The 26,146-nt window shown below is 71.8% G+C and carries 26 protein-coding genes; 13 read left to right on the forward strand and 13 right to left on the reverse strand.

Annotation, left to right across the window (positions count from 1 at the left end; genetic code table 11):
- Positions 1-9: 9 nt before the first annotated feature.
- On the forward strand, positions 10-729 hold the full coding sequence (locus OG439_RS45980) for an ABC transporter permease (protein WP_326946612.1): 720 nt from the start codon (positions 10-12) through the stop codon (positions 727-729).
- Between the two features lie 328 nt (positions 730-1,057).
- Positions 1,058-4,180, forward strand: coding sequence for a BTAD domain-containing putative transcriptional regulator (locus OG439_RS45985; protein ID WP_326946613.1), 3,123 nt, complete (start codon positions 1,058-1,060; stop codon positions 4,178-4,180).
- Between the two features lie 67 nt (positions 4,181-4,247).
- Here the strand turns inward: OG439_RS45985 and OG439_RS45990 are convergent, their stop codons facing one another.
- The 5 genes from OG439_RS45990 to OG439_RS46010 form a co-directional block, all read right to left on the reverse strand.
- Positions 4,248-4,985, reverse strand: coding sequence for an ABC transporter permease (locus OG439_RS45990; protein ID WP_326946614.1), 738 nt, complete (start codon positions 4,983-4,985; stop codon positions 4,248-4,250).
- Positions 4,982-5,905, reverse strand: coding sequence for an ATP-binding cassette domain-containing protein (locus OG439_RS45995; protein WP_326946615.1), 924 nt, complete (start codon positions 5,903-5,905; stop codon positions 4,982-4,984). The genes OG439_RS45990 and OG439_RS45995 overlap by 4 nt, the downstream gene beginning before the upstream one ends.
- On the reverse strand, positions 5,902-7,116 hold the full coding sequence (locus OG439_RS46000) for a cytochrome P450 (protein ID WP_326946616.1): 1,215 nt from the start codon (positions 7,114-7,116) through the stop codon (positions 5,902-5,904). The genes OG439_RS45995 and OG439_RS46000 overlap by 4 nt, the downstream gene beginning before the upstream one ends.
- An 84-nt stretch (positions 7,117-7,200) precedes the next feature.
- Positions 7,201-8,295 carry a sensor histidine kinase gene (locus OG439_RS46005; protein ID WP_326946617.1) on the reverse strand — a complete coding sequence of 365 codons (1,095 nt, stop codon included), beginning with the start codon at positions 8,293-8,295 and terminating at the stop codon, positions 7,201-7,203.
- A 6-nt stretch (positions 8,296-8,301) separates the two neighbouring features.
- Positions 8,302-9,081: a VanZ family protein gene (locus tag OG439_RS46010; RefSeq protein ID WP_326946618.1), complete on the reverse strand. Its 780-nt coding sequence runs from the start codon at positions 9,079-9,081 to the stop codon at positions 8,302-8,304.
- Positions 9,082-9,187: 106 nt separating this feature from the next.
- Between OG439_RS46010 and OG439_RS46015 the strand changes: the two genes are divergently transcribed.
- Both OG439_RS46015 and OG439_RS46020 read left to right on the forward strand, forming a co-directional pair.
- Positions 9,188-9,661 carry a nuclear transport factor 2 family protein gene (locus OG439_RS46015; RefSeq protein WP_326946619.1) on the forward strand — a complete coding sequence of 158 codons (474 nt, stop codon included), beginning with the start codon at positions 9,188-9,190 and terminating at the stop codon, positions 9,659-9,661.
- Positions 9,662-9,686: 25 nt separating this feature from the next.
- A complete protein-coding gene (locus tag OG439_RS46020; protein ID WP_326946620.1) occupies positions 9,687-10,313 on the forward strand; it encodes a TetR/AcrR family transcriptional regulator in 627 nt (208 codons plus the stop codon).
- A 25-nt stretch (positions 10,314-10,338) separates the two neighbouring features.
- Here OG439_RS46020 and OG439_RS46025 read toward each other — a convergent pair whose 3' ends face one another.
- On the reverse strand, positions 10,339-11,829 hold the full coding sequence (locus OG439_RS46025; RefSeq protein WP_326946621.1) for a right-handed parallel beta-helix repeat-containing protein: 1,491 nt from the start codon (positions 11,827-11,829) through the stop codon (positions 10,339-10,341).
- 336 nt (positions 11,830-12,165) lie between these two features.
- Here OG439_RS46025 and OG439_RS46030 point away from each other — a divergent pair, with 336 nt between their 5' ends.
- From OG439_RS46030 to OG439_RS46050, 5 genes are all read left to right on the forward strand, one after another.
- A complete protein-coding gene (locus OG439_RS46030; protein WP_326946622.1) occupies positions 12,166-12,786 on the forward strand; it encodes a dihydrofolate reductase family protein in 621 nt (206 codons plus the stop codon).
- Positions 12,787-12,830: 44 nt separating this feature from the next.
- The gene (locus tag OG439_RS46035; protein WP_326946623.1) at positions 12,831-13,154 is read left to right on the forward strand and encodes a YciI family protein; all 324 of its coding nucleotides are present in this window, start codon (positions 12,831-12,833) and stop codon (positions 13,152-13,154) included.
- Entirely contained in the window at positions 13,151-14,386 is a 1,236-nt protein-coding gene (locus OG439_RS46040; protein ID WP_326946624.1) for an RNA polymerase sigma factor, read from the forward strand. The genes OG439_RS46035 and OG439_RS46040 overlap by 4 nt, the downstream gene beginning before the upstream one ends.
- A gap of 62 nt (positions 14,387-14,448) precedes the next feature.
- A complete protein-coding gene (locus tag OG439_RS46045) occupies positions 14,449-15,510 on the forward strand; it encodes a hypothetical protein (RefSeq protein ID WP_326946625.1) in 1,062 nt (353 codons plus the stop codon).
- 54 nt (positions 15,511-15,564) lie between these two features.
- Positions 15,565-16,008: a hypothetical protein gene (locus OG439_RS46050; RefSeq protein ID WP_247061536.1), complete on the forward strand. Its 444-nt coding sequence runs from the start codon at positions 15,565-15,567 to the stop codon at positions 16,006-16,008.
- A gap of 24 nt (positions 16,009-16,032) precedes the next feature.
- Here OG439_RS46050 and OG439_RS46055 read toward each other — a convergent pair whose 3' ends face one another.
- Entirely contained in the window at positions 16,033-16,404 is a 372-nt protein-coding gene (locus OG439_RS46055; protein WP_326946626.1) for a winged helix-turn-helix transcriptional regulator, read from the reverse strand.
- Positions 16,405-16,495: 91 nt separating this feature from the next.
- Here OG439_RS46055 and OG439_RS46060 point away from each other — a divergent pair, with 91 nt between their 5' ends.
- The 4 genes from OG439_RS46060 (at position 16,496) to OG439_RS46075 (ending at position 19,531) form a co-directional block, all read left to right on the forward strand.
- Complete coding sequence (locus OG439_RS46060) at positions 16,496-17,335, forward strand: SDR family oxidoreductase (RefSeq protein ID WP_326946627.1); 840 nt, start codon at positions 16,496-16,498, stop codon at positions 17,333-17,335.
- A gap of 118 nt (positions 17,336-17,453) precedes the next feature.
- Complete coding sequence (locus OG439_RS46065; protein WP_326946628.1) at positions 17,454-17,948, forward strand: RICIN domain-containing protein; 495 nt, start codon at positions 17,454-17,456, stop codon at positions 17,946-17,948.
- A 113-nt stretch (positions 17,949-18,061) separates the two neighbouring features.
- Entirely contained in the window at positions 18,062-18,886 is an 825-nt protein-coding gene (locus OG439_RS46070) for a DUF72 domain-containing protein (protein WP_326951792.1), read from the forward strand.
- A 99-nt stretch (positions 18,887-18,985) separates the two neighbouring features.
- A complete protein-coding gene (locus tag OG439_RS46075) occupies positions 18,986-19,531 on the forward strand; it encodes a dihydrofolate reductase family protein (protein ID WP_326951793.1) in 546 nt (181 codons plus the stop codon).
- On the opposite strand, the gene OG439_RS46080 is transcribed toward OG439_RS46075, so the two are convergent.
- From OG439_RS46080 to OG439_RS46105, 6 genes are all read right to left on the reverse strand, one after another.
- Positions 19,437-20,522: an RNA polymerase subunit sigma-70 gene (locus tag OG439_RS46080; RefSeq protein ID WP_326946629.1), complete on the reverse strand. Its 1,086-nt coding sequence runs from the start codon at positions 20,520-20,522 to the stop codon at positions 19,437-19,439. The two genes, OG439_RS46075 and OG439_RS46080, sit on opposite strands and share 95 nt — an antisense overlap.
- 5 nt (positions 20,523-20,527) lie before the next feature.
- Positions 20,528-21,955: a M1 family metallopeptidase gene (locus OG439_RS46085; RefSeq protein WP_326946630.1), complete on the reverse strand. Its 1,428-nt coding sequence runs from the start codon at positions 21,953-21,955 to the stop codon at positions 20,528-20,530.
- A 167-nt stretch (positions 21,956-22,122) separates the two neighbouring features.
- Positions 22,123-23,325, reverse strand: a complete 1,203-nt coding sequence (locus tag OG439_RS46090) for an MFS transporter (protein WP_326946631.1) — start codon at positions 23,323-23,325, stop codon at positions 22,123-22,125.
- A gap of 39 nt (positions 23,326-23,364) precedes the next feature.
- Positions 23,365-24,438 carry a hypothetical protein gene (locus OG439_RS46095; RefSeq protein WP_326946632.1) on the reverse strand — a complete coding sequence of 358 codons (1,074 nt, stop codon included), beginning with the start codon at positions 24,436-24,438 and terminating at the stop codon, positions 23,365-23,367.
- Between the two features lie 10 nt (positions 24,439-24,448).
- Entirely contained in the window at positions 24,449-25,192 is a 744-nt protein-coding gene (locus tag OG439_RS46100) for a class I SAM-dependent methyltransferase (RefSeq protein ID WP_326946633.1), read from the reverse strand.
- Positions 25,193-25,203: 11 nt separating this feature from the next.
- Positions 25,204-26,145 (reverse strand): TauD/TfdA family dioxygenase, encoded by a 942-nt coding sequence (locus tag OG439_RS46105; RefSeq protein WP_326946634.1) that lies wholly within the window; start codon positions 26,143-26,145, stop codon positions 25,204-25,206.
- Position 26,146 lies beyond the last annotated feature (1 nt).

Here is a 26,146-nt window from a genome sequence, read left to right on the forward strand (position 1 = left end):
GCCTCTCCCATGCTTTCGATCGCTCGCGGCGAGCTGATCCAGATCTTCCGCAACCGGCTGGTCCTGGTCACCGCCCTGCTCCTGCCGGTCGCGTTCAGCGCGTTCCTCATCAGCCGGCACGAGCTGTTCACCAAGGTGGGCAGCCTCGGTTACATCGCGGCGCTGGCCCTGTTCTTCGTGGTGAGCATCGGGCTGTACACGACCTCGGTGACGACGCTCGCGTCCCGCCGCCAGAACCTCTTCCTCAAGCGCCTGCGCTCCACCGCGGCCGGTGACGTCGGCATCCTCGCCGGGCTGCTGGTGCCGATCACCGTGCTCACGCTGGTGCAGGTCACCGTGATCCTGGGGGTGCTGGCCGCGGTCACCGACCGGCCCGCCCACCCGCTCCTGCTGGTGGCGGCGGTCGTCTCGACGATCGTCATGATGCTCGCGCTGGGCCTGGCCACGGCCGGCCTGACCAACTCCCCGGAGCACGCCCAGGTCACCACGCTGCCGGTCACCGTCGGCGTCGTCGCCGTGGCCGGCTGGGTCGGCGCCACCGGCACCGATCAGCTCACGCTGCTCAAGCGCCTGCTCCCCGGCGGCTCGGCCACCGAACTGATCCTCGACGCGTGGAACGGCGGCGTCGCACTGGGCGACTCGCTGATCCTGCTCGCGCCCACGCTGGCCTGGGTGATCGTCGCGATCGCGCTGGCCACCCGCCTCTTCCGCTGGGAGCCGCGCCGGTGACGCCCCGGGCATCCACAGTGGACTGACTCGCCGGGACCGGCTTGGCCTCCTCACCCGGCTGATGGGCCGGTGGCCGTCGATCGGCTTCCTCGACGACCGGAATCAGCGCCGATCGGGAGTTCCGCGGCGTTCCTGGAGTCCTATGAGGACGCTCGCGGTCGCGTCTTCACGGCCGTGGAGCGGGAGACCGCGTGGGCGGCCGGCTTGTGGCCCGCCGTGCACGGCGACCGCTGCGCAGCGAACCCGGCTCACCACTGTTCGTGACCCCCGGCCGGCGGAAATCTTGCCGGACCACCCGGAGCCGGGCGCCCGTGGCAAGATCGGCCGGGTGCAGATCGGGATGCTGGGACCGTTCGAGGTGCGCACGGACGATGGCGGCACCGCCGACGTGCCGGGCGCCCGGCTGCGCGGGCTGCTGATCGCCCTCGCGCTCGAACCGGGGCACGTGGTCTCGAAGACGACACTCGTCGACTGGATCTGGGGCGAGCACCCGCCCGCGGAAGCGGCGAACGCCTTGCAGCGCCTGGTTTCCCGGCTGCGGAAAGCACTGCCGGACGGCTCGGTCGAGGGGCAGCCGGACGGCTACCGGCTGAAGGTGGACCCCGACGCCGTCGACGCCGTCCGGTTCGAGCGCCTGGTCAACCGCGCCCGCACCGAGGACGACCCGCGGCTGCTGCGCGAGGCCGTCGGGTTGTGGCGTGGCGCGGCCATGCAGGACGTCGGTCTCGTGGAGAGCGAGGCCTTCGACGCGGCCGTCACCCGGCTCGAGGCGTTGCGCCTGACCGCCGTGGAGGACCGGTTCGACGCGGAGATCGGCGCCGGCCGCGGCGTCGACCTCGTCGCGGAACTGACCGACCTGGTGGCCGCGCACCCGGTGCGCGAACGGCTCGTCGCCGCGTTGATGCGCGCCCTCGCCGCGGCCGGCCGCGACACCGAAGCCCTGCTCGTCTACCAGCGCACGCGGGAAGCCCTGGCCGACGCGCTGGGCGTCGACCCGTCGCCGGAGCTGGCCGCGGTGCACGTCGCGTTGCTGCGCGGCGAGCTGGCCCGGCGGGAGGAAACCCGGCAGACGAACCTGCGCGCCGAGCTGACCAGCTTCGTCGGCAAGGACGCCGACGTGGCGACGGTCCGCGACCTCGTCGCCGCGCACCGGCTCGTCACCCTGATCGGGCCCGGTGGTTCGGGAAAGACCCGGCTGGCCACGGAAACCGCCCGCACGCTGCTCGGCGGCTTCCCGGACGGCGCTTGGGTGGTGGAACTCGCGGCCCTCGGCGCGAACGGCGATGTCGCCCAGGCGACGCTGTCGGCGCTGCGGCTGCGGGACGCGCTGCTCGCCGAGGCGACGGACGCGGAAGCGACGGACCGGGTCGTCGCCGCGGTCCGCGACCGGGACGTGCTGCTGGTCCTGGACAACTGCGAGCACGTGATCGAGTCGGCGGCGGCGTTCGCCCACCGCGTGCTCGGCGAGTGCCGCCGGCTCCGGATCCTCGCGACGAGCCGGGAACCCCTCGGCATCACCGGCGAGGCGCTCTGGCAGGTCGTGCCGCTGGTCCTGCCCGCGGCCGACGCCGGACCCGGCGAGATCGAGGCCGCGCCGGCCGTCCGGCTGCTGCGGGACCGGGCCGGCGCGGTGCGCACGGACCTCGCGGCCGACGCCGCCACGGCGTCGACGCTGGCCCGCATCTGCCGGGCGCTGGACGGGATGCCGCTGGCCATCGAGCTCGCCGCAGCCCGGCTGCGCACCATGTCCCCCGGCCAGCTCGCCCACCGGCTCGACGACCGGTTCCGCCTGTTGACCGGCGGCAGCCGTACCGCGCTGCCGCGGCACCGCACGCTGCGCGCGATGGTCGACTGGAGCTGGGAGCTGCTGACCGACGCCGAACGCACGGTCCTGCGCCGGCTCGCGGTGTTCTCCGGCGGGGCGAGCCTGGACGCGGCCGAGCGCGTCTGCGCCGGTGCCGCCGTCGAGGCGTGGCAGGTGCTGGAGCTGCTGACCGCGTTGACAGAGAAGTCGCTGGTGGTCACGGGAAACGACGCGGCGCCGCGTTACCGGATGCTCGGCACGATCAAGGAGTACGCCGCCGAGCGGCTCGCCGAGGCGGGGGAGGCGGAGCAGGCGCGGCACGCGCACCTCGCGTACTTCACCGAGCTCGCCGAAACCGCGGAGCCGCACCTGCGCCGCGTCGAGCAGCTGGACTGGCTGGCCACGCTCGCGGCCGAGCACGACAACATCGGGGCCGCGATGCGCGGCGCGCTCGCGGCCGGCGAGGCCCAAGGCGCGATGCGGCTCGCGGCGGGCGCCGCCTGGTACTGGTGGCTCGGCGGGCACAAGGCCGAGAGCAACGAGCTGATCATGGCGGCCACCGCCGTACCCGGCGAGGTGACCGACGACGTCCGCGCCACGGTGTACGGCTACGCCACGATGTTCCTGAGCTCCGGGCGGGGCGGGGACCAGTACCGGGCCGAGGAGTGGATCCACAAGGCGTACGCGTTCACTCAGCGCAGCCCGCGGCACCACCCGATCTGGGGTGTCGTCGGCGCGCTGGAACGGCTGCTGCAGGCGCCGGAGGAGCCCCTGCCCGCGTGGGAACCGCTGCTCGCCGACGAAGATCCGTGGGTCCGCGCGCTCGCCCGGCTGCACCTGGGCAAGATGCGGATCGAGCTCGGCCGGGAAGGGCGGGCCGCGGACGAGTACCTCGAGCTGGCGCTGGCCGAGTTCCGCGCGCTCGGCGAACGGTGGGGGACCGCGTTCGCCCTGATGGAGCTGGCGAACCGGATCGCCACCCGCGGCGAGTTCGCGCGGGCGTGCGAGCACTACGAAGCCGCGATCGCCGTCGTCACCGAGGTCGGCGCGCTCGACGACGTCGTGCCGATGCGGTCGCGGCAGGCCCAGCTGTACTGGCTCTCGGGCGACGCGGAGGCGAGCGCGGCGGCCATGGCGGAGGCGCAGCGGCACGCGGAACGCGTCGCCTGGCCGAGCGCGCTGGCCGAGCTGGCCCTGGCGAAGGCGGAGCTCGCCCGCTGGAGCGGCGACACCGAGCAGGCCCGCCGCCAGCTCGACGCCGCGACGGCGTTGCTGGGCGAGGCCGCCGAGCTGCCCGGCGTCCGCGCGATGACGCGGGACCTGCTGGGCTACCTCGCCGACGACGTCGCCGAGTCCCGCGACCACCGCGCCGCGGCCCTGCGCGCGGCGACCGAGGCGGGACACCCGCTGACGATCGCCCAGGTCCTCGTCGGGTTCGCGGACGTGGCCCTGCGTGAAGACCGCCCCGCGCAGGCCGCGCGGCTGCTCACGGCGAGCGCCGGCTTGCGCGGCCTGGCGGACTGTTCCCACCCGGACGTGGCCCGGCTCGAGCAGGCCGCACGAGACCGCCTCGGCGGCGAGGGGTTCGCCGAGGCGGTTCGCGAGGGCACGGAAACGGCGTGGAGCGAGCTGGTCAAGCCCTCGTGAGTGGTCAGGGCGGTTCTAACCGCCCTGACCACTCACGACCACCGGCACCGAGGTCCAGGCGAGGTGGTCACGCCCGCTTCTTGAACGTCGCCCGCGCCCAGAGGTAGCCGACCGCCGCGATTCCGGCGCACCAGGCCAGGGCCGGGATCACGTCGGCCGCGGCCGGGGCGCCGTTGAGCAGGCCGCGCAGGGTTTCGATGATCGGCGTGAACGGCTGGTACTCCGCGAACTGCCGCAGGCCCGGGCCCATCTTCTCGGCCGGGACGATCGCGCTGCTGAAGAACGGCAGCATGACCAGCGGCACGGTGGCCAGCCCGGCCGTTTCCGGGGATTTCGCCGCCAGGCCCAGCGCGACGGTGAACCAGCCGGCCGCGACCCCCAGCAGCACGACGATCCCGGCCACGCCGAGCCAGCCGAGCAGGCTCGCCGACGTGCGGAACCCCAGCAGGAACGCCACCCCGACGAGCGCCGCGATGGCGACCAGGTTCGTCAGCAGGCTGGCGACGACGTGCCCGGTCAGCACCGCGCCGCGGGAGACGTCCATGACCTTGAAGCGGTTGATGATGCCCTTCGTCATGTCGGAGTTCACCGACGTCGCGGTCGCGCCCAGGCCGTAGCAGACGGCCAGCAGCATCAGCCCCGGCGTCGCGTAGTCCACGTAGTCGACGCCGACGCTGAACGCGTCGCCGAGCATGTACACGAACATCAGCATGATCACGATCGGCATCAGCACCGCGTTGAACACCGACGTCGGGTTCCGGGCGATGTGCTTGAAGTTGCGGCGCACCATGACCTGCGTGCTCATTTCACGGTCACCTTCGTGTTGTGGCCCGTCAGGGCGAGGAAGACGTCGTCGAGGTCCGGCGTGTGGACGGAGAACCCCTCGGCACCGACCGCGTACTCGTCGAGCCGGTCGAGCAGGGCCCGCAGCGAGTGCGTCCCGCCGTCACTGGGCACCCGCAGGGCCAGGGTTTCGTCGTCACGCGTGGCGCCGGGGAAGATCCGCGCGGCCGCGTCGAGCTCGGCGGCGGTGGTGAACCGGAGCCGGACGTGCGTGCCGGGAAGCCAGTGCTTGAGCTCGTCGGGCGTGCCTTGGGCGACGAGCTTTCCCCGGTCCAGCACCGCGATCCGGTCGGCGAGCCGATCGGCTTCTTCGAGGTACTGCGTGGTGAGGAAGATGGTCACGCCGCCGTCGACCAGCTCGCGGATGATCGTCCACATCGTCCGGCGGCTGCGCGGGTCCAGGCCGGTCGTCGGCTCGTCCAGGAAGATGATCCGCGGGTCGCCGACGAGCGTCATCGCCAGGTCCAGCTTCCGGCGCATGCCGCCGGAGTAGGCCGACGCGAGCTCGCCCGCCGAGTCCGTCAGGTCGAACCGCTCGAGCAGCTCGGTGACGACCCGGCCGTCCGCCCGCTTCAGGTCCACCATCAGCTGCAGGTTCTCCCGGCCCGTCAGCAGCTCGTCCACCGCCGCGAACTGGCCGGTGACGCCGATCTGGGCGCGCACGGCCTTGGCCGCGGTCCCGACGTCGTGCCCGCCGACGCGGACCGTCCCGCCGTCGGCCTTCATCAGCGTGGTCAGCACGTTCACCGTGGTCGTCTTGCCCGCGCCGTTCGGGCCGAGCAGGGAGAAGACCGTGCCTTCGGGGACGTCGAAGCCGACGCCGTCGAGCACGACCTTGTCCTTGAACGCCTTGCGCAGCCCGGAAACCTCGATCGCCGTCACTGGTCCGCTGCCGTCCAGGTCACCGGCAGCTCGTGGACGCCGTAGATGTTCATGTCGGTCCGCAGCTTCACCTCGCCGGCGGGGACGGCGAGCTCCAGCGTCGGGAAGCGGCGCAGCAGCGCCTCGAACCCGGCGCGCATCTCGATCCGGGCCAGCTGCTGGCCGAGGCACTGGTGGACGCCGTGGCCGAAGGACAGGTGCCCGCGGGCCGTGCGGTGGACGTCCAGGACGTCGGGGTTCTCGAAGCGTTTCGGGTCGCGGTTGGCGGCCAGCAGCGAGACGACGACGGTCGACCCCTCGGGGATGGTCTCGCCGCCGAGCTCGATGTCCTCGGTGGCGTAGCGGTAGAAGATGTCGGCGACGGACAGGTAGCGCAGCAGCTCCTCGACGGCCCCGGGCAGCAGCGCCGGGTCGGCGGTCAGCTCGGCCCGCTGCGCGGGGTGCTCCAGCAGCGCGAAAGTGCCCAGCGACAGCATGTTCGCGGTGGTTTCGTGGCCCGCGAGCAGCAGCAGGAAGGCGACGCCGGTCAGTTCCTCGATGCTGAGATCGTCCTGGCCGGCCAGATCGGACAGGATGTCGTCACCGGGCTCGGCGCGTTTGCGCGTGACCAGCTCGGCGAGAAAGGTGTTCAGCGCGATGTAGGCGCCCATCTTCTGTTCGAGCGGCTGCTCCTTGACCATGAACTGGGCCGAGTTCGCCTGGAACTCCGCGCGGTCGGCGTAGGGGACGCCCAGCAGTTCGCAGATCACCAGCGACGGCACCGGGAGAGCGAACTCCGCGACGAGGTCGATCGGCGGCGTCAGCTTCGCCAGCACGTCCAGCTGCCGCTCGACGACGTCGACGATGTGCGCTTCGAGCTGCTTCATCCGCTTGACGGTGAAGGCCCCGGTGAGCCTTTTCCGCAGCCGGCTGTGATCCGGCGGGTCCATCGCGATGAAGACGCCGGGAAGCGGCGGAGACGGCTCGGTGGCGACGGGCATCCCGGGCGTCTCGTACGGCACGTGGAGCACGCCGATGTCCTGCCGCGAGCTGAAGCGCGGATCGGCCATGAGCGTCCGGACGGCGTCGTACCCGGTGACGAGCCAGCCTTCGTGGCCGTCGGGGAAGAGCAGCGGGCTGACGGGCCGCGTCTCCCGCAGCCGGGTGATCTCACGGGGCGGGTCGAAGGGGCCGGCGTCGCGGTCCATGGGCAGGCCTGCGGTCTTGGTCATCGAAGTGCCTTTCGTGGCGGGCTGGTGAAGCCACGATCACGGCCGGAGCTGACACGCACCTGACACCGCCCTGACACGGCTGCGTCAGCCGCGTCCCCGGCCGGTCTCGGGGAGGCGGACCGTGACCAGCAGGCCACCGCCCGCGCGGGGTGTCAGCTCCAGGTGCCCGTCGTGGGCCCGGACGATGCTGTGCACGATCGCCAGCCCGAGGCCGACGCCCGCGTGCTCGTCGGTGCGGGTGCGCTGGGTGCCGCGCTGGAACGGCTCGGTGAGCGTCGGCACCAGGTCCGCGGGTAGCACCCGGCCTGTGTTCTCGACCCGCAGCACACTCGCGTAGCGCTTCGCCTCGGTGCGGACCGTCACGGTGCCGCCGTCGGGGAGGTTGTGGACGATGGCGTTCTGCACGAGGTTCGTCAGCATCCGCAGCAACAGCTCCGCGGAGCCGGCGCTCCGGGTCGGCTCGCCGGTGACGTCGAGCGTGATCCCGCGCTGTTCGGCGAGCGGAAGCAGCGTCTCGGCGGCTTCTTCGGCGATGAGCGAGAGGTCGACGGCCTCGCGGGTGAAGCTCCCGCGCTCGCCGCGGCTGAGCAGCAGGAGGGCCTCGGTGAGGTCGATCGCCCGCGCGTTGACGGCGTGGAGGCGTTCGACGAGCTCGCTCCGGTCCCGGGTGGGGTCGGTGCGGGCGACGTCGAGGAGCGTCTTCGAGATCGCCAGCGGGGTGCGCAGCTCGTGGGAGGCGTTGGCGGCGAACCGCCGCTGCTCGGCGACGTGGGATTCGAGCTGTCCGAGCATGACGTCGACGACGTCGGCGAGGTCGCGGAACTCGTCTTTGGGGCCTTCCAGGCGGATCCGGTGCGAGAGCGAGCCCCGCGAGGCCAGCCGCGCCGCGTCCGCGATCCGGCTGAGCGGCGCGAGCATCCGGCCGGCGAGCACCCACCCGCCGACGAGCCCGACCACGACCAGGACGCCCATCGCGGTGGCCGCGGCGGGGAAGAAGACGCGCACGAGGAGGTAGCGGTTGGGGGCGATGCCGAGCAGGCCCCGGTCGTTGTCGGGGACGTAGCGCAGCAGGAACACCCACACCACGACCAGCAGGACGGCGCCGGTGAGCAGGAGGAGCCCGGCGTAGCTGAGGGTGAGCTTCAGGCGGGCGCTCGGTCCCGGACGCCTAGCCGGCACGCGCACTCAGCGGGCCGCCCACCAGCGCCGTGACGCCAACGCGGCCAGCCCCGCGCCGGCCGCGTTGAGCAGCACATCGTCCACAGAGGACACCCGATCCAGCCGCAGGACGTACTGCGCGGTCTCGAGCAGGATCGACAGCCCCGCCGCGAGCGCCAGGACCCGCGGCACCGACGTCGCGAACCGCACCGGGACGAAGAACCCCAGCGCCGCGAACACGAGCAGGTTGCCGGCGATCTGGCTCACCGGCATCGTGAGCAGGTCGCGCAGCGGCACCAGGCTCACCCGCCCGGGCACGGTGCCGGCGTGACTGCCCGGCAGCATGATCAGCCACACCCACGGCACCGTCCCGTACCCGATGGCGACCTCGGCCAGCGCCATCCGCCACGCCCTGCGGCGGGCCGACACCCACACGTCCAGTGCGGCCAAGGGTAGTGCGGCCACCGTGATGACGGCGACGCCGGTGAACGTCCCGGTCCAGCCGTGCCACCCGTCGAGCACACGGCCTCCGTTCGCTGTGGTCCACGCGCCCACTGAAGCCGCGGGACCGTTGCGAGGGGGTACGCGGATTCCGATACGCCCGAGATAGGCCCGGGCTGCTAGCGCGTCTCGGCGATCGAGGCCGGGCATGCGCTCGGAAACATCCGCGTAGAGCACCTCGACGATCTCCTTCCCGAGATCGATGGTGCTGAGCGTGATCGCGCGCCGGTCCTGCGAGCGGGTCTGCTGCATGGGCTCGCGGCGCTCCATCCGGTCCACGAGGCCGCTGAGGGCGTTCTTGGCCATGCCGAGCTCCTACGCGAGCTCGGGCTGCTGGCTTTTCGCGACAACCTGTCGTAATCTTTACGACAGGTTGTCGCATCAAAGAAGCACCGAACGGAGAGGGACCCCCATGAACGCGCTCAGCGACCGCGCCGAACTCGTCGAGCTGCTCGGCCACTACGCCGACATCGCCGACCTGAAGGAGTTCACCGAGCTGCCCGGCCGTGTCTTCACCGATCCGGTGACGCTCGACTTCGGGTCGGTCGCCGACATTCCGCCGATGACCGTGCCGCTCGCCGACTACGTCGAGAACCTCCGCGGTGCCTTCGCCTTCTACACGGCGACGCACCACGCCATCACCGGGCACGTCGTCGACGTCGACGGCGACCGGGCGAAGATCCACGCGCACGTCCGCGCCGACCACTGGGTCTCGGACGAGCTAGCCGGCGGGGGGCCGAACCACTGGCTGGTGGTCGGCTTCTACGACAACGAGGCGGTCCGGACGGCGGCCGGCTGGCGCCTCGACCGCGTCAAGCTCACCTCGGCGCACCAGGACAACCCGCACCTGTCGAGCGTCGCACTGGCCGCGGCGCGGGCGAGCTGACGCGCGGCGATGGGAAGATGATCCGATGCCACGGATCCGCGGAGCCAGCATCGAGGAGCACCACGAGGTGGTGTGGGCCGAGCTCGCCGCGGCGACGCGGCAGCTGCTGCTCGAACGCGACTACGACTCGATCACCATGGGCCACATCGCGGCCCGGGCGGGGCTCGCGCGCAACACCCTCTACAACTACGCCCGCGACAAGAGCGCGCTGGTCCTGGCGCTGACGCAGCGGCTGGCCCAGCCGGCGGTCGAGCGGGTGGCCGCGATCGCCGCGCGGTCCGCGGACCCGGCCGCGCAGCGGCTGCGCGAGATCGTCGTCGCCGTCCTGGACGCGTTCACCGACCAGGTCGTGCAGCTGATGTTCCGGCCGGGCGCCGGCCTGCCGTTCGCCGGGACGCCGAAGGGCCCGGACAGCCCGTTCCACGCGATCGTCGTCGCGGTGGAGAACGTCGTCCGGGCCGGCATCGAGCGTGGGGAGTTCCGCGACGTCGGTGACGTCCAGCTGGCGGTGGAGCTGCTGTCCGGGGTCATGCGCTCGGGCGCCGAACGCATCGGCCGGGACCCGGCCGCCTTCGCGGCCACCGACCGCGCGGCGCGGGAGATCATCCTCGCGTCGCTGGCCCGCCGCCCGGATCAGGGCGACGGCGGCTGACGGGCCCCGTCAGCCGCCGTCCCGCTCAGCAGGGGCCGGCCACGCCGTCGAAGGAGGCGCAGTCGTCCTGGTCCCACGGCGTCGACTGCCACTGCTGCGCGGTGAGCGTGCGCGACGTGTCGCCGGCGACGAAGCTCCACGGGCCGTAGTAGGCGTTGCTGAACCAGTAGTTGCCCTGGTCGTGCGTGATCGCGTCCTGCACGACGGTGCCGCGGTAGGGCGACCAGTCCGGATAGGTGCCGTAGTTGGCCAGCAGCGCCATCCGGCCGCACAGCGCGCTGGTGCAGCCGATGTGGGCGGGGTCGATCCGGAACGTGTTGTCGTGCACCTCGACCAGCTGCGTCTTCCACCGGCAGTCGTCGTAGAGCGGCCGGGTGGCGATCGCCGGGGCCGAGCACGACGTCCGGTCGGGGACCAGCTTGGTGCAGGTGTTGCTGGAGGTGTTGGCGGGGCTGTTGCAGAACCGGTCGGCGTTCTCCCACGCGGTGATCCCGGACCAGTTGTCCTCGAAGGTGTTGTCGTAGATGTCGATCAGGTGGGTCCGGGCCGGCACCCGGCGGTCGCCGCCCGACTCCGAGATGTACACGCTGGCCACGGGGAAGTTGTCGCCGCGATCGGCTTTGTACTTGCCGGAAACGAGGGCGTTGCGCCGCAGGGTGTTGTCGCGGAAGACGAGGTTGTAGCTGATCTCGTAGAACAGGCCTTCGGCCTCGTTGCCCTCGATGAGGTTGTGTTCGATGAGGAAGTCGTTGTTGTTGGTGTCGGCCCACAGGCCGGCGCCGTGGTTGTCGTGGACCCAGTTCCCGCGGATGTCGGCCCGGTTGACGGACCAGAACTTGATCCCGCCACTGCACCCGCAGCCGGGAACGCGGGTTTCCCAGTCGTCGGTGTTGTTCCCGGCGATTTCATTGCCTTCGACGACCAGTCCGGTGATCGTGTTGTCCGAGCGGTAGGCGTTCATGCCGTACTGCCCGTTGTTCCGCAGGCAACTGTGCCGCACCACTTGCCGCGCGCCGGCCATCAACCCGGCGCCGGCGTTGTTCTGCAGCGTGGAGTTTTCGATGGTCCAGTGTTCCCCGGAATCGTGGTTGACGACGCCCTGGTCCTGCGGCGGGACGAAGTTCTGCACGGTCAGGCCGCGGATGACGACGTCCTTGGCCTGCTGGGTGAACGCGGCCAGGTTGATCCGCTGCCCGTCGAGCACCGCGCCGGGCGCGCCGAGGTAGACGTCCCCGTCTTTCGGGATGACCTGGCCGAACGGATCCGACGCGAGCGTGTGCGTTCCCGGCGCGAGCCAGAAAGTGGTGCCGGCCGGGGAATCCTGCGTTTTGTGGTACAGGTCGGCGGAAACGGCGGGGTCGATTACCACGGCCCCGGCGGGCGCGGTGGTGTTGGCGACCGGCTGGTGGTCGCACACCGGCCCCGGCGTCGGCGACTTCGCCGCGGTGGCGGCGGTGGGGGGAATCAACAGGACGGCCAGTACTGCGGCAGCTAAAACGGGACCGATGCGGGACATGCGGACGAATCTACGGAGTGTGCCCGGAAATGAGCATAGACCACCCGTGTTGACTTCGCCGCTTTCGAGTGTACGTAGTGACGGAATTCGGCGTGATCAATTCACGTCCATTAGGCAAGGGCAGGTGAAATGCCGGGGTAATCGCCCGGAATTTCCTCGGTGGGCGGGTTGCCGGACTCCTGTGTGGGGAAAAATGCGGTGGCGGCGCCCCGCCGGGCGCGCGTCCGGGAACTTCCCCGAAGAAATCCTGGCGGGGTTGTCGGATCGGGTCGGTGGCGTTCGTGGCAGGGGTGAGGCCGCCCACGAGGGGCGGCGCCGAGGTGAGGAACCACCACCATGAAGCTGACGACCATCACCCAGATCACCCTCGACGGCGTGGTGCAGGGCAACGGCGGCGCGTCGGACGAGGACCGCCGCAACGGGTTCGAGCGCGGCGGGTGGGCCCTGGGCGCGGGTGACGACGAGACCCGGGCGTTCATCACGCGGACCTACCAGCGCGCCGGGGCGTTCCTGTTCGGCCGCCGGACCTACGAGCTGTTCGCCGGCTCCTGGGGAGCGGTCGACGGGATGCGCGCCCACCCCGTCGGCGTGGCGTTGGCCGAGGCCCCCAAGTACGTCGCTTCGGCCACGCTCACCGCGCCGGGCTGGGCGGACACGACCGTGCTCGACGGTGACCTGGAGGCGGCCGTCCGCGAGCTGAAGGCCAAGCCGGGGGACGACCTGCAGGTGCACGGCAGTGGCACCCTGGTCCGGTGGCTGCTGGCGCACGACCTGGTCGACGAGCTGACGCTGATCGTCGTGCCCGTGGTCGTCGGCCAGGGCAAGCGGTTGTTCCCGGAGACCGGCCCGGACCTCGCGCTCGAGGTGGTCGAGTCGCGAGTGGACACCAACGGCGTGACGATCCAGGTCCTGCGGCCGGCCGGACGCCCGCGGTACGCCACCGGCTCGAAGGCCTGACCGCCGGACCACACTGTCTCGACCCCGCAGGAGAGGAGCTTCGGATGCAGTACCTGGTTTCCGTCATCGACGACAAGGACGATCCCGGCCGCACGGACCGGCAGCCCGCCATCAGCGCGTTCAACGAACGCCTGATCGCCGAGGGCTACTGGGTCTTCGCGGGCGGGCTCGCGGACACCGACACGGCCACCGTCGTCGACAGCCGCGGCGAGCAGGCGGTGTTCAGCGACGGCCCGTTCGTGGAGTCGAAGGAGTACCTCGCCGGCGTCTGGGTGTGGGAGGCCCCCGACCTGGACGTGGCGCTCAAGCTCGCCACGGAGGCGTCGAAGGCGTGTGACCGCAAGATCGAGGTGCGGCCGTTCCGATGAGCGACGTCGAGGAGGCGATCACCCGGGTGCACCGCGCGGAGTGGGCCCGGGTGGTCGCCGCGCTGACCAGGCGTTTCGGTGACCTCGACGTCGCCGAGGAGGCCGCGGCCGAGGCGTTCGCGACCGCCGTCGAGCGGTGGCCGGCCGACGGCGTGCCGCCCAACCCCGGCGCCTGGCTGACCACCACCGCCCAGCGCAAGGCCATCGACCGGATCCGGCGCGAGAACAAGCGTGACGACAAGCACAAGGAGGCCCAGATGGTGCAAGACGACGCCCCACCCGAGCCTCTCGGTGCCATCGACGACGACCGGCTCCGGCTGATCTTCACCTGCTGCCACCCGGCGCTGGCGATGGAGACCCGGATGGCGCTGACGCTGCGGATGGTCGGCGGCCTGACCATGCCGGAGATCGCCCGCGCCTTCCTGGTGGCCGAGCCCACCATGGGGCAGCGGATCACCCGCGCGAAGGCCAAGATCAAGGCGGCCCGCATCCCCTACCGGGTGCCCGCGGCCGAGGACCTCCCGGCCCGCGTCTCCGGCGTGCTCGCCGTTCTGTTCCTCGTCTTCAACGAGGGTTACCTGGCCACCGGCCCCGACACCGATCCGGTGCGGCACGACCTGACGGCCGAGGCGATCCGGCTCGCCCGGCTGATCCGCGCGCTCCTGCCGGCCGACGGCGAGGTGGCCGGCCTGCTGGCGCTGATGCTGCTCACCGAGGCCCGCCGCCCTGCCCGCGTCTCGGCGAGCGGCGAGCTGGTCGCGCTCGCCGAGCAGGACCGCGGGGCCTGGGACGCGGTGCTGATCGCCGAGGGGCACGGGCTGGTGCGCGAACGCCTCGCCGCGGCCGCCGCCGGGGTGGCTCCGGGGCGCTACCAGATCCTCGCCGCGATCAACGCCGTGCACACCTCCGCCCGCGACATGCGCGACACCGACTGGTCGCAGGTCCTGGCCCTCTACGACCGGCTCGTCCGCCTCGACCCGTCGCCGATCGTCGCCCTCAACCGGGCCATCGCCGTCGCCGAGCTGGACGGCCCGGAGGTGGCTCTCGCGGCCGTCGACCGCCTGGCGGACGAGCTGGCCGGCTACCACGCCTACCACGTGACCCGCGCCGACCTGCTGCGCCGGCTGGGCCGCGGCGGGCCGGCGCGCGAGGCGTACGACAGGGCCATCGGGCTGGCGGGCAACACCGCCGAGACCGCCTACCTGACCCGCCGCCGCGACCAGCTGGGATAGCCCGGATCCGGCCCGGTACGCTGCCGCGGCCGAGCACACGGACCGACGGGGGACGACGAGCCATGGACATCGCATCCGACGTCGGCCGGGTCCGCGTCCACGAGCCCGTGCCCGCCGTGCCGTCGGGGGCCGAACCGCTGTTCCCCGGGTACGTCCGGCAGCTGACCAACGCGACCACGGTCCGCATGGGGCTCAGCGGCGCGCTCCTCCTCTTCGGCGTCCTGCTCGCGCTGGTCGAACGGCCGGGGAGCGCCCTGCCGTACTACTACTTCGCCGTCTTCGGCGGCTCGCTGGCGCTGTGGAGCTACGTCCTGAGCGTCTACCAGCGGGTCCGGCGCCTGTTCGGGGAGCCGTACCACCGGCTCGACGTCGCCCCGGACGGGTTGCTCGCGAAGGGATCGCGGGTGTTCGTGCGGCTGCCGGACGGGCGGTGGCTGCGGTCCCGGCTCCCCGGCGGGGCGCGGGTGCAGCTGGCCGGCGAGCGACGGCTGTGGGTGCTCGGCGGCGGCCGGCGGGTGTTCGTCCGCCTGCCGGGCGCGATGTGGTTGCGGGCCGGGCGGATCGAAGACACCGCGACATCCGGGGCGACGCCCGTGGAGCCCGTCTCACGCCACCCGACGCCGCCGCGGCACGATCCGGTGCTGGCCGCGCACCGGGCGGCCAGGATCCGGCGGACGGTCGTCTCCGCGAGCACGTTCCTGGTGCTGGGCGCGGCGGGTTTCGTCGCCGTGGCGACCGTCCGGTTCGAGCCCGACGGCATCACCGGCCCGGCCGCGCTGGGCGGCATCGCCGGCGGCAGCGCGGTGCTGGTGCTGCTGGGGTTGCTGATGGTCGCCGGTGTCCTGCGGATCCGCCGGCCGATCACCGAGGACGTCTGGGTGGAGCTGCGGGTCGCGCTCGACACGCCGTTCGCGCCGCGCGTCCGCGGTGTGGCCAAGCTGACCGGCTGGGCGCTGCACCCGGACGGCCGGCAGACGCGGTTCCGCCTGTTCGCCGACACCTCACTGGCCGCGAACGTGGCGATGACCGGGCAGCTGTGGTTGCTGGGTTACCCGCAGCCGGCCAAGCCGGCGACGGCCGGCGTGCCGGGCTACCCCTGCGCGGGCAGCTTCCGGATCGGCTGAGCCGCACCCGAGTGCGGTGCGCACGACGGTGGCCGCGCAGGCTAGTTTGCCAGGATGAGTCTCCTCGATGACGTGGCCGAGCGCGACGGCTGGCGGTGCTGGGTGTGCGACGAGCCGGTCGACCCCGACATGTCGGTGAACGACCCGCGGGGACCCAGCGTCGACAGCCGGACCGCCGACCGCAAGGCCAAGATCGCCGAGCGGCTCGCGCACCGCGGGTGCAACACCCGCAAGGGCGCGGTCAAGGTGGTCATCGCCTGGCCGGATCGCCTGCACGTGGCCGAGCCCGCGCCGCTGATCACCGTGGCCGGGCGGCTGGAGCGCAAGGGCGGCCGCGAGATGGTGGCCCGCTGCCCGACGAAACAGGACGCGCAAGAGGCGGCGGACTGGCTCGTGGACCGGTTTTCCCGGCTGGTGCCGGACCTGCCGGTGACGGCGAACATCGAGCCGGGCGGCGGTCAGTTCCTCGTCATCCTGGCCACCGGCCGCCGTCGCTGACCAGGAGTCCCTTTCCCGTCGACGCTAGTCCGTGCCGCGCGGTGCCAGCCGTTCGGTGATCCGGTCGAACAGCTCGGTCAGCGGCTCGCTGGCGTACCGGCCGAACTCGCTCAGCCCGTAGGTGACCTGGGGCGGTGTCGTCGGCTCGACCTTCCGCCAGACCAGGCCGTCCTGGACCAGGGTGCGCAGGGTCTGGGAAAGCATCTTCTCGCTGATGCCCTGGATGCTCTCGCGCAGCTCGTAGAACCGAAGGTCGTTGCTGCGCAAGCAGATCAGCACCCAGATGCCCCACCTGCTGGTGACGTGGTCGACCACGTCACGCGCCAGGCAGTCGGTGTGAAACACCTCATACCGCTTGCCCGCCTCGGCGGGGGTGAGCTGCGCGCCTCCGGTCATGTCCGGAGCTTACCTCCAGGTATGTCCTTACCAAAAGTTAGCCCGGCTCCTAGCGTTCGGCCGTAGAAGACGTCGAACCGAGGAGCTGAAGATGATCGTGGTGACCGGAGCCACCGGGAACGTGGGCAAGCCGCTGACGCGGGCGCTGATCGAGGCGGGCGAGCAGGTGACGGCGGTGTCGCGGCACGCGGCGCCGGCGCCGGCCGGCGGCCGGCACGTGGTGGCCGACCTGGCCGATCCGGCCGGCCTCGAGCCCGCGCTGGCCGGGGCGAAGGCGTTGTTCCTGCTGCTGTCCGGCGACCTGCACGCCACCGGAGCGAGCCCCGCCGACGTCATCCACCAGGCCGTGGCCGGTGGGGTCCGGCGGATCGTCCTGCTCTCCTCGCTGGGCGTGGCGACCAGGCCGTTCGGTGCGACGCGGATCGCGTTGCGCGCGGTGGAGGACGTGCTGCGGGAGTCCGATGTGGACTGGACTGTGCTGCGGCCGGGCGGGTTCGCCTCGAACGCCTTGTGGTGGGCCGAGTCCGTCCGCGAGCGACGGGTCGTTGCCGCGCCCTTCGGTGACGTCGGGGTGCCGATCATCGACCCGGCGGACATCGCCGAGGTCGCGGCGGCCTGCCTGCTGGACGACCGGCACACCGGCGGCGTGTACGCGCTGACCGGCCCGGAGGTGATCACGCCGCGCGGGCAGGCGGAAGCGATCGCCACCGCGTTGGGCTCGCCGGTGCGGTTCCACGAGCTGACCCGGGCGGAGGCGAAGGCCGGGATGGCCCGGAGCATGCCGGCGGAGCTCGCCGACGACACGCTGGACATCCTCGGTGCCCCGAACCCGGACGAGCTGCGTGTCAGCCCGGAGGTCCAGCGGGTCCTCGGCCGCGCCCCGCGCCCGTTCGCCGGCTGGGCCGCGCGCAACATCGCCGCGTTCCGCTGAGTTCCCGCCCGTGGTGCCGCCCTTTGTGCTGCCCCTTGGACGGGCTGCCACACCGGCTGATCCGGTGATGCTTTCCGGTGCGAAGCCCTGTCCACCAGGAACGGCGAAAGGTCTCACCATGCGCGGATTCAGCCGAGTGATCGTGGCGCTTGCCGGGGCGCTGGCGTTGACGGCCGGCGTCACCCTCCCGGCGAGCGCCACCGACAGCCGCCCCATCCACAGCTTGGCCGTCTCGCCCGCCAAGTGCGTCGGCCTGGCCGACAACGGCAGCGCCGCCAACGGGACGCGGCTGGTCCTGTGGGACTGCCACCTCAACCCCGACCAGTACTGGTTCTGGGGCGGTAACCCGTTGTTGCGCAGCACGCCGTCCGGCAAGTGCGTCGGCCTGGCGAACAACGGCAGCACGGCGAACGGGACCGAGCTGGTTTTGTGGGACTGCCACGGGAATCCCGACCAGCAGTGGAGCTGGGTCGACGTGCCGGCCGGCGGGTGGGCGTTGAAGAACACGCCCTCCGGCAAGTGCGTCGGCCTGGCCGACAACGGCAGCACCGCGAACGGGACCCGGCTGGTGCTGTGGGACTGCCACTACCACGTAGACCAGAGGTGGAACTGACGCAGCCGCCGGCCGCTCCCGTTGCCGTGAGTGGAAAACTGCTGCCCAGGTGGTGGTTTCCCGCACGAGCGAGGGGAGCGGACGGAGTGGCACGTCTACATGTCGGCTGCGCGATGTGGACCCACAAGGCGTGGCCCGGCCGGTTCGTCCCGCAGGCGCTGCCGGCCGGCGAGCGCCTGCGGGCCTACGCCGGCTGGTGCAACGCGGTCGAAGGCAACACGACCTTCTACGCGACGCCCGCCCGCAACACCGTCGCGACGTGGGCGGAGCAGACCGATCCCGGCTTCCGGTTCGTGCTCAAGCTGCCCAAGGTCGTCACGCACGAGCGCCGGTTCGCCGGGGTCGAGACCGAGATGCGGGCGTTCCTCGACGCGATCGAACCCCTCGGCGACCGGGCGGTCCTGTGGACCCAGCTGCCGGGCTCGTTCGGCCCCGCGGACGTCGACGCCCTGGTCCGCTTCCTGCGCCGGCTCCCCGCCGACCGCCGGCGCGCGGTGGAGGTGCGGCACCCGGGGTTCTTCACCGACGCCGCCTCGACGTCGCTGCTGGAGGGGGCGCTGGCCGCCGCGGACGCCGAGTGGGTGCCGTTCGACACGACGGTCTTCTTCGGGACCCCGCCGACCAGCGAGGCCGAGCAGGAAGCCTGGACCAAGAAGCCGCGGCTCCCACGGCGGACGCGCGCCCTGACCGACCAGCCGGTGGTCCGCTACCTGGGCCGCGACTCGGTCGAGGAGACGGTCGAGGGCTGGCAGCCGTGGGCCGAGGTGGTCGCCGGCTGGCTGCGCGAAGGCCGGTCACCGACGGTCTTCCTGCACACCCCCGACAACAACGACGCACCGGCACTGGCCCGCCACTTCCACGACGACGTCCGAGCACTGGTGCCCACCCTCGAACCACTGCCCGAACCGGAGCCGATCGAGCCCGCGACCCTGTTCTGAGCGACGTCGTCGCACCGATTAGATTCTCGCGCCGCGCCCGTCTATACGTGTGAGATCGACTCACAGGAGGCTGGCTTGACGCGCAAACTGATCTTCGGCATGAACGTGACGGTGGACGGCTACGTCGCCGCGCCCGGCGACGACCTCGGCTGGAGCGGGCCGCCGAGCGACGAGATGTTCCAGTGGTGGCTCGATCAGGAGCTGGCGGGCACGCTGTCGCTGTACGGGCGCGGGCTGTGGGAAGCGATGAGCTCCCACTGGCCGACCGGCGACCAGCAGCCCGGCGTCACCCCGGCGCAGGCCGAGTTCGCGCGGAACTGGCGGGACACGCCGAAGGTGGTGTTCTCCTCGACGATCGACGAGGTCGGCTGGAACACCCGCCTGGTCACCGGCGACGCCGTCGCCGAGATCACCCGGCTCAAGGCCGGGGACGGCGGCCCGATGCGGGTCGGCGGGGCGAGGCTGGCCGGGGCGGCCGTGCGGGCCGGGCTGGTCGACGCCTACGAGATCGTCACCCACCCGGTCCTGGTGGGCGGCGGCACGCCGTTGTTCACGGCGCTGGACAGCTGGGTGAACCTGAACCTCGTGGAGACGCGGACGTTCCCCGGCGGCGTGGTGCTGACCCGGTACGAGACGAGGCGCTGAGGGTCGGGGGCAGGCCCAGCCAGGGCTTGCCGGTGACGTCGAAGCCGGTGAGCTCGGCGATCTTCCCGTCGACGATGTGCAGGACCGCGATGTTGAGCAACCGGTACTCCGGGTCGTCGGGGGTGCGGCGGTACAGCACGGCGGCGGGCATGCGGTTGACCGTCGTGGCGACGCAGCGCCAGTCGTGGCCGGGAAGGAAGAGCCCACCGGCGACCCAGCCGTCCACCGCGTCCCCGGCCCCCACGGTCACGGTGCCCGGATCCGGCAGCATCGCGAAGCGCAGGTCGTCGCGCAGCAGGGCCGTCAGCGCGTCGACGTCGTTGCGCTCGTGGGCGTCGATGTAGGCCTTCACCACGCCGCGCTCGTCCTCCGACAGCTCGTGGGTGGCGGGGCTCCGCCAGTCGAGGCGGCGGCCGGGCAGCTGCTCGCGCATGGTCACGCGCGCCCGTTGCAGCGCGCTGGTCACCGACGCGACGGTCAGCTCGAGGGCGTCGGCGGCCGTCGACGCCGGCCAGCCGAGGACGTCGCGCAGGATGAGCACCGCCCGTTGCCGCGGCGGCAGGTGCTGGACGGCGACGATGAACGCCAGCTCGATCGTCTCCCGCGCCACCACCGATTCCTGCGGGTCCGCGGGGAGCATCCGGTCGGGGTAGGGCTGCAGGTACGGCACCTCGGAGCCGGGGGCCGGCAGCTCCGACGCCACGAGCGTGCGCTTGTCCAGGAAGTCGAGGCAGACGTTCGTCGCGATCCGGTGCAACCAGGTCCGCAGCGCCGCGTGGCCCTTGAACGTCTCCCGCTTGTGCCACGCCCGCAGGAACGTCTCCTGCGTCATGTCCTGGGCGTCCTCATAGTTCGCGAGCATCCGGTAGCAGTGCACCTGCAGCTCACGCCGGTGGCGTTCGGTGACGACCGCGAACCGCGCCGCGTCGCCGGAGCGGACCGCCGCGATGAACGTGGCCTCGTCGGCGTCCGGCGGGCCGGTGTCGGTCATGGTCGTCAGAGTGCCGGCTTGCCCGGCTGGTAGAGCCAGGTGTGGAAGAACGAGCCGAGGTCGCGGCCGGTCAGCCGCTCGACGAACTGGATGAACTGCCGCGTCGAGACGTTGCCGTACCGGTGGGCCGTCGGCCACTGCGTGAGCACCTTGAAGAAGGCGCGGTCGCCGATCTTCATGCGCAGCGCCTGCAGGGCCATCGCGCCGCGGTTGTAGACCAGGTCGTCGAAGATGTGGTCACGCCCCGGGTCGGCGACTTCGCCGCTCCAGTCCTTCTCGTCGGCGTAGGCCTTCGCGAAGGTCTGCTGCACGGGAACCTTGTCGAACTTCTCCTGGTAGAGCCACTCCGAGTAGGTCGCGAAGCCTTCGTTGAGCCAGATGTCCGACCAGTGCACCGGGGTGAGGCTGTCGCCGAACCACTGGTGGCCGAGCTCGTGGGCGAGCAGGTCGCCGTCGACGTCGCTGGTGCTCTGGTCGTAGACCGGGCGGCTCTGCGTCTCGAGGGCGTAGTCGACGCCGACGTCGGCGAGGATGCCGCCGGTCGAGTCGAACGGGTACTGCCCGTACATCGAGGATTCCCACTGGATGACCTGCGCCGTGGTCTGGTTGAACACCTTGCCCTGACCGGGCTTGGTGTCGATCGACTTGCCGATCGCGGTGATGTTCGGCAGGCCGCCGGCCGCGACGCCGCGGGTGACGTCGTAGTCGCCGATCGCGAGCATGCTCAGCTCGCTGGACATCGGCCGGTTCATGGACCAGCGGAAGGTCGTCTGGTGATCGCGGGTGGTGGTGGGCCCGGGTTCGCCGTTGGCCAGCACGGTGAGCCCGGTGGGCACGGTGATGGTCTGCGTGTAGGTCGCTTTGTCGTCGGTGGTGTCGTTCACCGGGTAGTAGGTCGCCGCGCCGATCGGCTGGTTGAGCGCGACCGCGCCGTCCTTGGTGGCGACCCAGCCGGACAGGCCCAGCGCGGGGTCGTCGATCTTCTGCGGGACACCGGCGTAGCTCACCGAGACGACGAACGCGCTGCCCTTCCGCAGGCCGTACGGCGGGGTGATCACCAGCTCCTGGGCACCGCTGCGGGTGAAGGCGGCGTTCCGGCCGTTCACCGAGAGCCTGCTGATCTTCAGCGGTCCCTGGAAGTCCAGGTCGAAGCGGGAGAGGTCCTGGGTGGCGGTGGCGAAGATCGTCGTGGTCGCGTCGATCGCCTGGGTCGCGGGGCTGAACGCCAGCCGGATGTCGTAGTGGCCGACGTCGTAGCCGCCGTTGCCCATGTCGGGGAAGTACGGGTCCCCGGCGCCCGGCGCACCGGGGGAGTACCGCGGCGCTTGTGCGGGCGCCGCCTCCGCCGCCGGGCCCGTCGCGGCCAGCAGGCCGGCGGTCAGCGCGCAGGAGATGATCACCAGGTGGCCACGGCTACGGTTGATGCCTCGCATCGGTCCTCCTCGGCAGTCATCGACGCTGAAGAGTAGGTCCGATCCGACACGCGGATCAACCCTGCCGTGGCGGCCTCGGAGTCCGGTTCGGGCGGTTCCTGACCGGTTGTGCCTACAAAGGACTCCCGAAGCGTTCCGCCTTCGCCCGATAGCGCACCGGCCGGTGCTCAGCGCGCGGGTACCCGGTCCGCCGGCGCCGGTCGCGGCAGGCGGGCACGGGCGGCCAGGCCCAGCAGCACCGCGCCCAGGAACGCTCCCGCCACGCACACGCCCGTCCAGCCCGCCACGACGTACGCCGCGTTGCCGAGGCCGGAGCCCGCCGCGCCCCCGACGAAGTAGGCGATCATGTAGTTCGCCGTGATGCGGCCGTTGCGGCCCGCGGCCAGGCGGTAGATCGTCGCCTGGTTGGTCACCTGCAGGCCTTGCACCCCGACGTCCAGCACCACGATCCCGAGCACCAGCAGGACCACCGACTGGCGGCCCAGCACCAGCAGGCCGAACGAGAGCAGCACACACCCCGCGAACGCCACCCCCGGGCGGCGCCCCAGGTCACGGTCGGAGAAGCGGCCCGCGAAGTTCGCGGCGAGCGCGCCCGCCGCTCCGGCCAGGCCGAAGAGCCCGATCGTGCTCGCGTCGAAGTGGTGGGGCGCGTCCGCGAGCATGAACGCCATCGTCGCCCAGAACAGGCTGAACGTCGCGAAACCGACCGCACCCATCGCCATCCGGTTGCGCAGCACCGGTTCCGCGCGGAACACGCGGTAGATCGACACCAGCAGCGCCGGGTAGCTCAGGCGCTCGCGCGGGCCGTCGGCCGGCAGGCGGCGGGCGAGGACGCACGCGACGAGCGTCACCAGCACGGCGCCGCCCCAGTAGACGATGCGCCAGCCGGCCGCGTCGGCCAGCAGGCCGGCCACCGTGCGAGCCAGCAGGGTGCCGACGAGCATGCCCGTCATCACCGTGCCGACCACGCGGCCGCGTGAGGCGTCGTCGGCCATGGACGCCGCGAACGGCACGATCACCTGAGCTGCGGTGACGCCCAGCCCGATCAGCACGGACGCCCCGATGAGCACCGCGACCGACGGGCTGCTCGCCGCCACGACCATCGCCGCGGCGAGCAGGGCCAGCAGTCCCACCGCCAGCTTGCGGCGGGCCAGCACGTCCGCGAGCGGGACGACCGCGGCCAGGCCGACCGCGAAACCCAGCTGGGACAGGGAGACGGTCAGCCCGGCCGCCGTCGAGCCGACGTGGAACTCCGCCTCCACGATCGGCAGCAGCGGCTGCACGTAGTAGAGGCTCGCGACCGTCACCCCGGTCGCGATCGCCATCACCAGGACGAGCGACCTCGTCGGCGCGGTCCGTTCGCTCGGCATCCCGACCTCTTTCCGTGGTTCGGCACCGGCCGGCGCCGATCAGCGTGGTTTACAGTGCAGCGCACCGAAGCGGGCCGGCGCGAGAGATGCCGCACGCAGGAAGATGTCGTCACCGGAAATGGTGAACTCCGTGAGACAGGCGTCGGTGAACTTGATGACGTGCTCGTCACCGTGCTCGACGGCGGCCGTGCGGAGCGCGTCGATCGACGGCGCCGGTTCCACCGGCACCGCCGCCGGTTCCGGCGTCAGCGCACCGAACCCGGCGAAGATCCCGGCGAAGAACTGCCACAGGTGCCAGGCCGTCGACTCCAGGGCCTCGGCGGTCAGGTCCTTGCTCAGCATCCGCAACGCCGACGGCGCGGTCACCAGGTGGACGAACGGGATCGGCGTGTTGTGGTGCGCGGCGAACGCGCGGGCGCCGATCTGCGTCAACCGGCCGATCTGGTCCGGCCACGACACCGTCGGGCGGAAGCTTTCCACGCCGGCGGCGAACTCGCGGTCGTCCCGCAGCAGGTCGAGCCGGCCCGGGATGCCCTCACGCCGGGACTTGGCCGTCGCGGGGAGCCACGGGATCGTTTCGAGCGCGCCCGGGGCCGTGCGCAGCGGCCGGGCCTGCGCGTAGACACCCGGCAGCTCCTGGTAGCGCGCCGCCCAGTAGCCGAGGCCGTGCGCGATCTCGTCGAGCAGCAACGGGTGTTCGCTGCCGTGCTCGTTCATCGCGCGGACCGCGTGGGCGGTGCGCAGGAACCCGTGGGTGCCGGCCGCGGATATGCCGCGCAGCAGCCGCGGCCACCACGCGTCGACGACGTCACGCCAGTGCGCTTCGGCCAGCTCGCGGGTGAAGAACTCGATCCAGTCCGTCGACCGCTCGATGTCGCCGAGCGCGCAGGCGAGGGAAACCGGATCGCCGTCGATCCGCTGCTTCGCGGGTTCGGGATCGTCCACCCAGGTCAGGTACGTGTCGGTCCAGCCGACGAGCTCCTCGCCGACGTCCATTGTGGACAACACCTCGGCGCCCATCGGCGCGTGGTTGGCGACGAACCCCTTGTACTCGAAGCCCTTCCGCTGTGCGCGGCCGAGCGACTCCAGCAATGGTTCGAGTCCGGCGGGCACGGTGACCTCCTCACTTCCGGGCGCGCAGGCCCAGAATCGTCGGGTTGGCCAGGAACTCCGCCCAGAAGCCGGCGCCGAACTCGGCGACCGCCGCTTCCGGGAGGTCGGGTGCGGTGAACTCCACGGACCGGAAGCCGGCGTCGAGGAACGCGCGCACGATCGGGCTCGCCGACCAGAAGACGGCCTTGAACGAGATCTCCGGCTCGACGTGCGCGGTGACCTCCAGCCGCTTGCCGTCGTCGAACTCCTCCAGCACCCGGTGGGTGAGGCCGTACTTCGTCGCCGGCTCGCGGCTCCAGTCGAAGGCCGGGTTCATCTCGATCCCGACGTACTCGCCCCCGTCGCGGAGGTTTGAGTACGCCGTGGCGGCCATGGCCGTCAGGTCGGCCTGCGTTTCGGCGTAGCACAGCAGCCATACGGCGGTGACGACGTCGAACTCGCCGAGCACACCGGCCGAGCGCGCGTCGCCGACGCTGAACTCGATGCCGCGCGGTTCGGCGTCCTCGGTGCGCCGGGCCGAGGCGACCATCTCCTGGGAGATGTCGACGCCGTGCACGGCCCGCGCGCCGCCGTGGGCCAGCGCGCGGCTGTACCAGCCGGTGCCGCAGGCGAGGTCGAGGACCTCGGCCGCCGCCGCGCCCGCGGGCCGGGTGGCCAGCCGGTGGAAGGTCGCGCCCTCGGGGAAACGGGCCAGCGGCATCTGCTTCTTCAGCCGTTCGTAGGATTGGCCGATCGCGTCGTACTGGGTTTCCATCGCGCCTCCGATCAGGAGAGCCGGGACCGGGCCTCGGCGAGGAGTTCGGGCTTGACGTAGCTCTGCGCGTTGAACAGCGAACGGTTCTCGTCGCGGATCTTGCGCCGGCCGTGCATCACCCGGCTGTTGTCGACGATCGCGACATCGCCGGCGTACCAGTCGATCTCGTCGGTCTCCAGCGCGGTCGCTTCGATGATCTCGCGCATGAGCATGGCGTCGAGCGGGGTGCCGTCCTCGAACTCGATCACCGGCGGCTCGTAGTTGACCGACGGGGTGAGGATGCTGTTGGCGAAGACGGGGCCCTGACCGAACATCGTGGTGTGGGCGGCGTGGGTGAAGTACGTGTAGTGCACCGAGCCGTCCGCCCGGAGCAGGTACTTGACGTCGACGTCGTCGTCGGTGACCGCGAGCAGGTCGTCGAACGTGATCTGTTCGGCGGTCTTCGCGCCGTCGAGCAGGCGGAACACCAGGTTCTTCCACTTGTCCGCCGGCATCGGCCGGGCGAACGAGATCCGCTGTTCCAGGAACCGCTCCTGGGTCCGCGGCGACAGCCGGTCCCAGGTGCGGGCGCCGTCGCAGATCGTGGTCTGCGAACCGATCTTCGCCGGCCGCTCGCAGTAGAACCAGACCAGGTCGGGCACCCACGGCGTGGCCCCGTTTTCGACGTGCAGGCCCTGCGGCACCAGCCCAGCCTCGATCTTCTGGGCCACGCTGCCGCCGGCGAACCGGCGCGCCGGGTCCAGGGTGATCCGCGAGGAGACCCGTTCGACGAGCCCGGAGAACGACTCCGGCGCGGTGTCGAAGCCGCGCAGGACCGCGTAGCCGTGCTCGGACAGCGCGGTCAGCAGCTCGACGCCGTCGACCGCGGTCAACGGGTCGCGGGCGCCGCTCTCGACCACGAGGCCGTGGCCGTCGATGTGGTCGGCCAAGGTGAACTCGGCGAACTCGGACATG

This window comes from Amycolatopsis sp. NBC_01307 (assembly GCF_035975215.1).
GTDB lineage: Bacteria > Actinomycetota > Actinomycetes > Mycobacteriales > Pseudonocardiaceae > Amycolatopsis.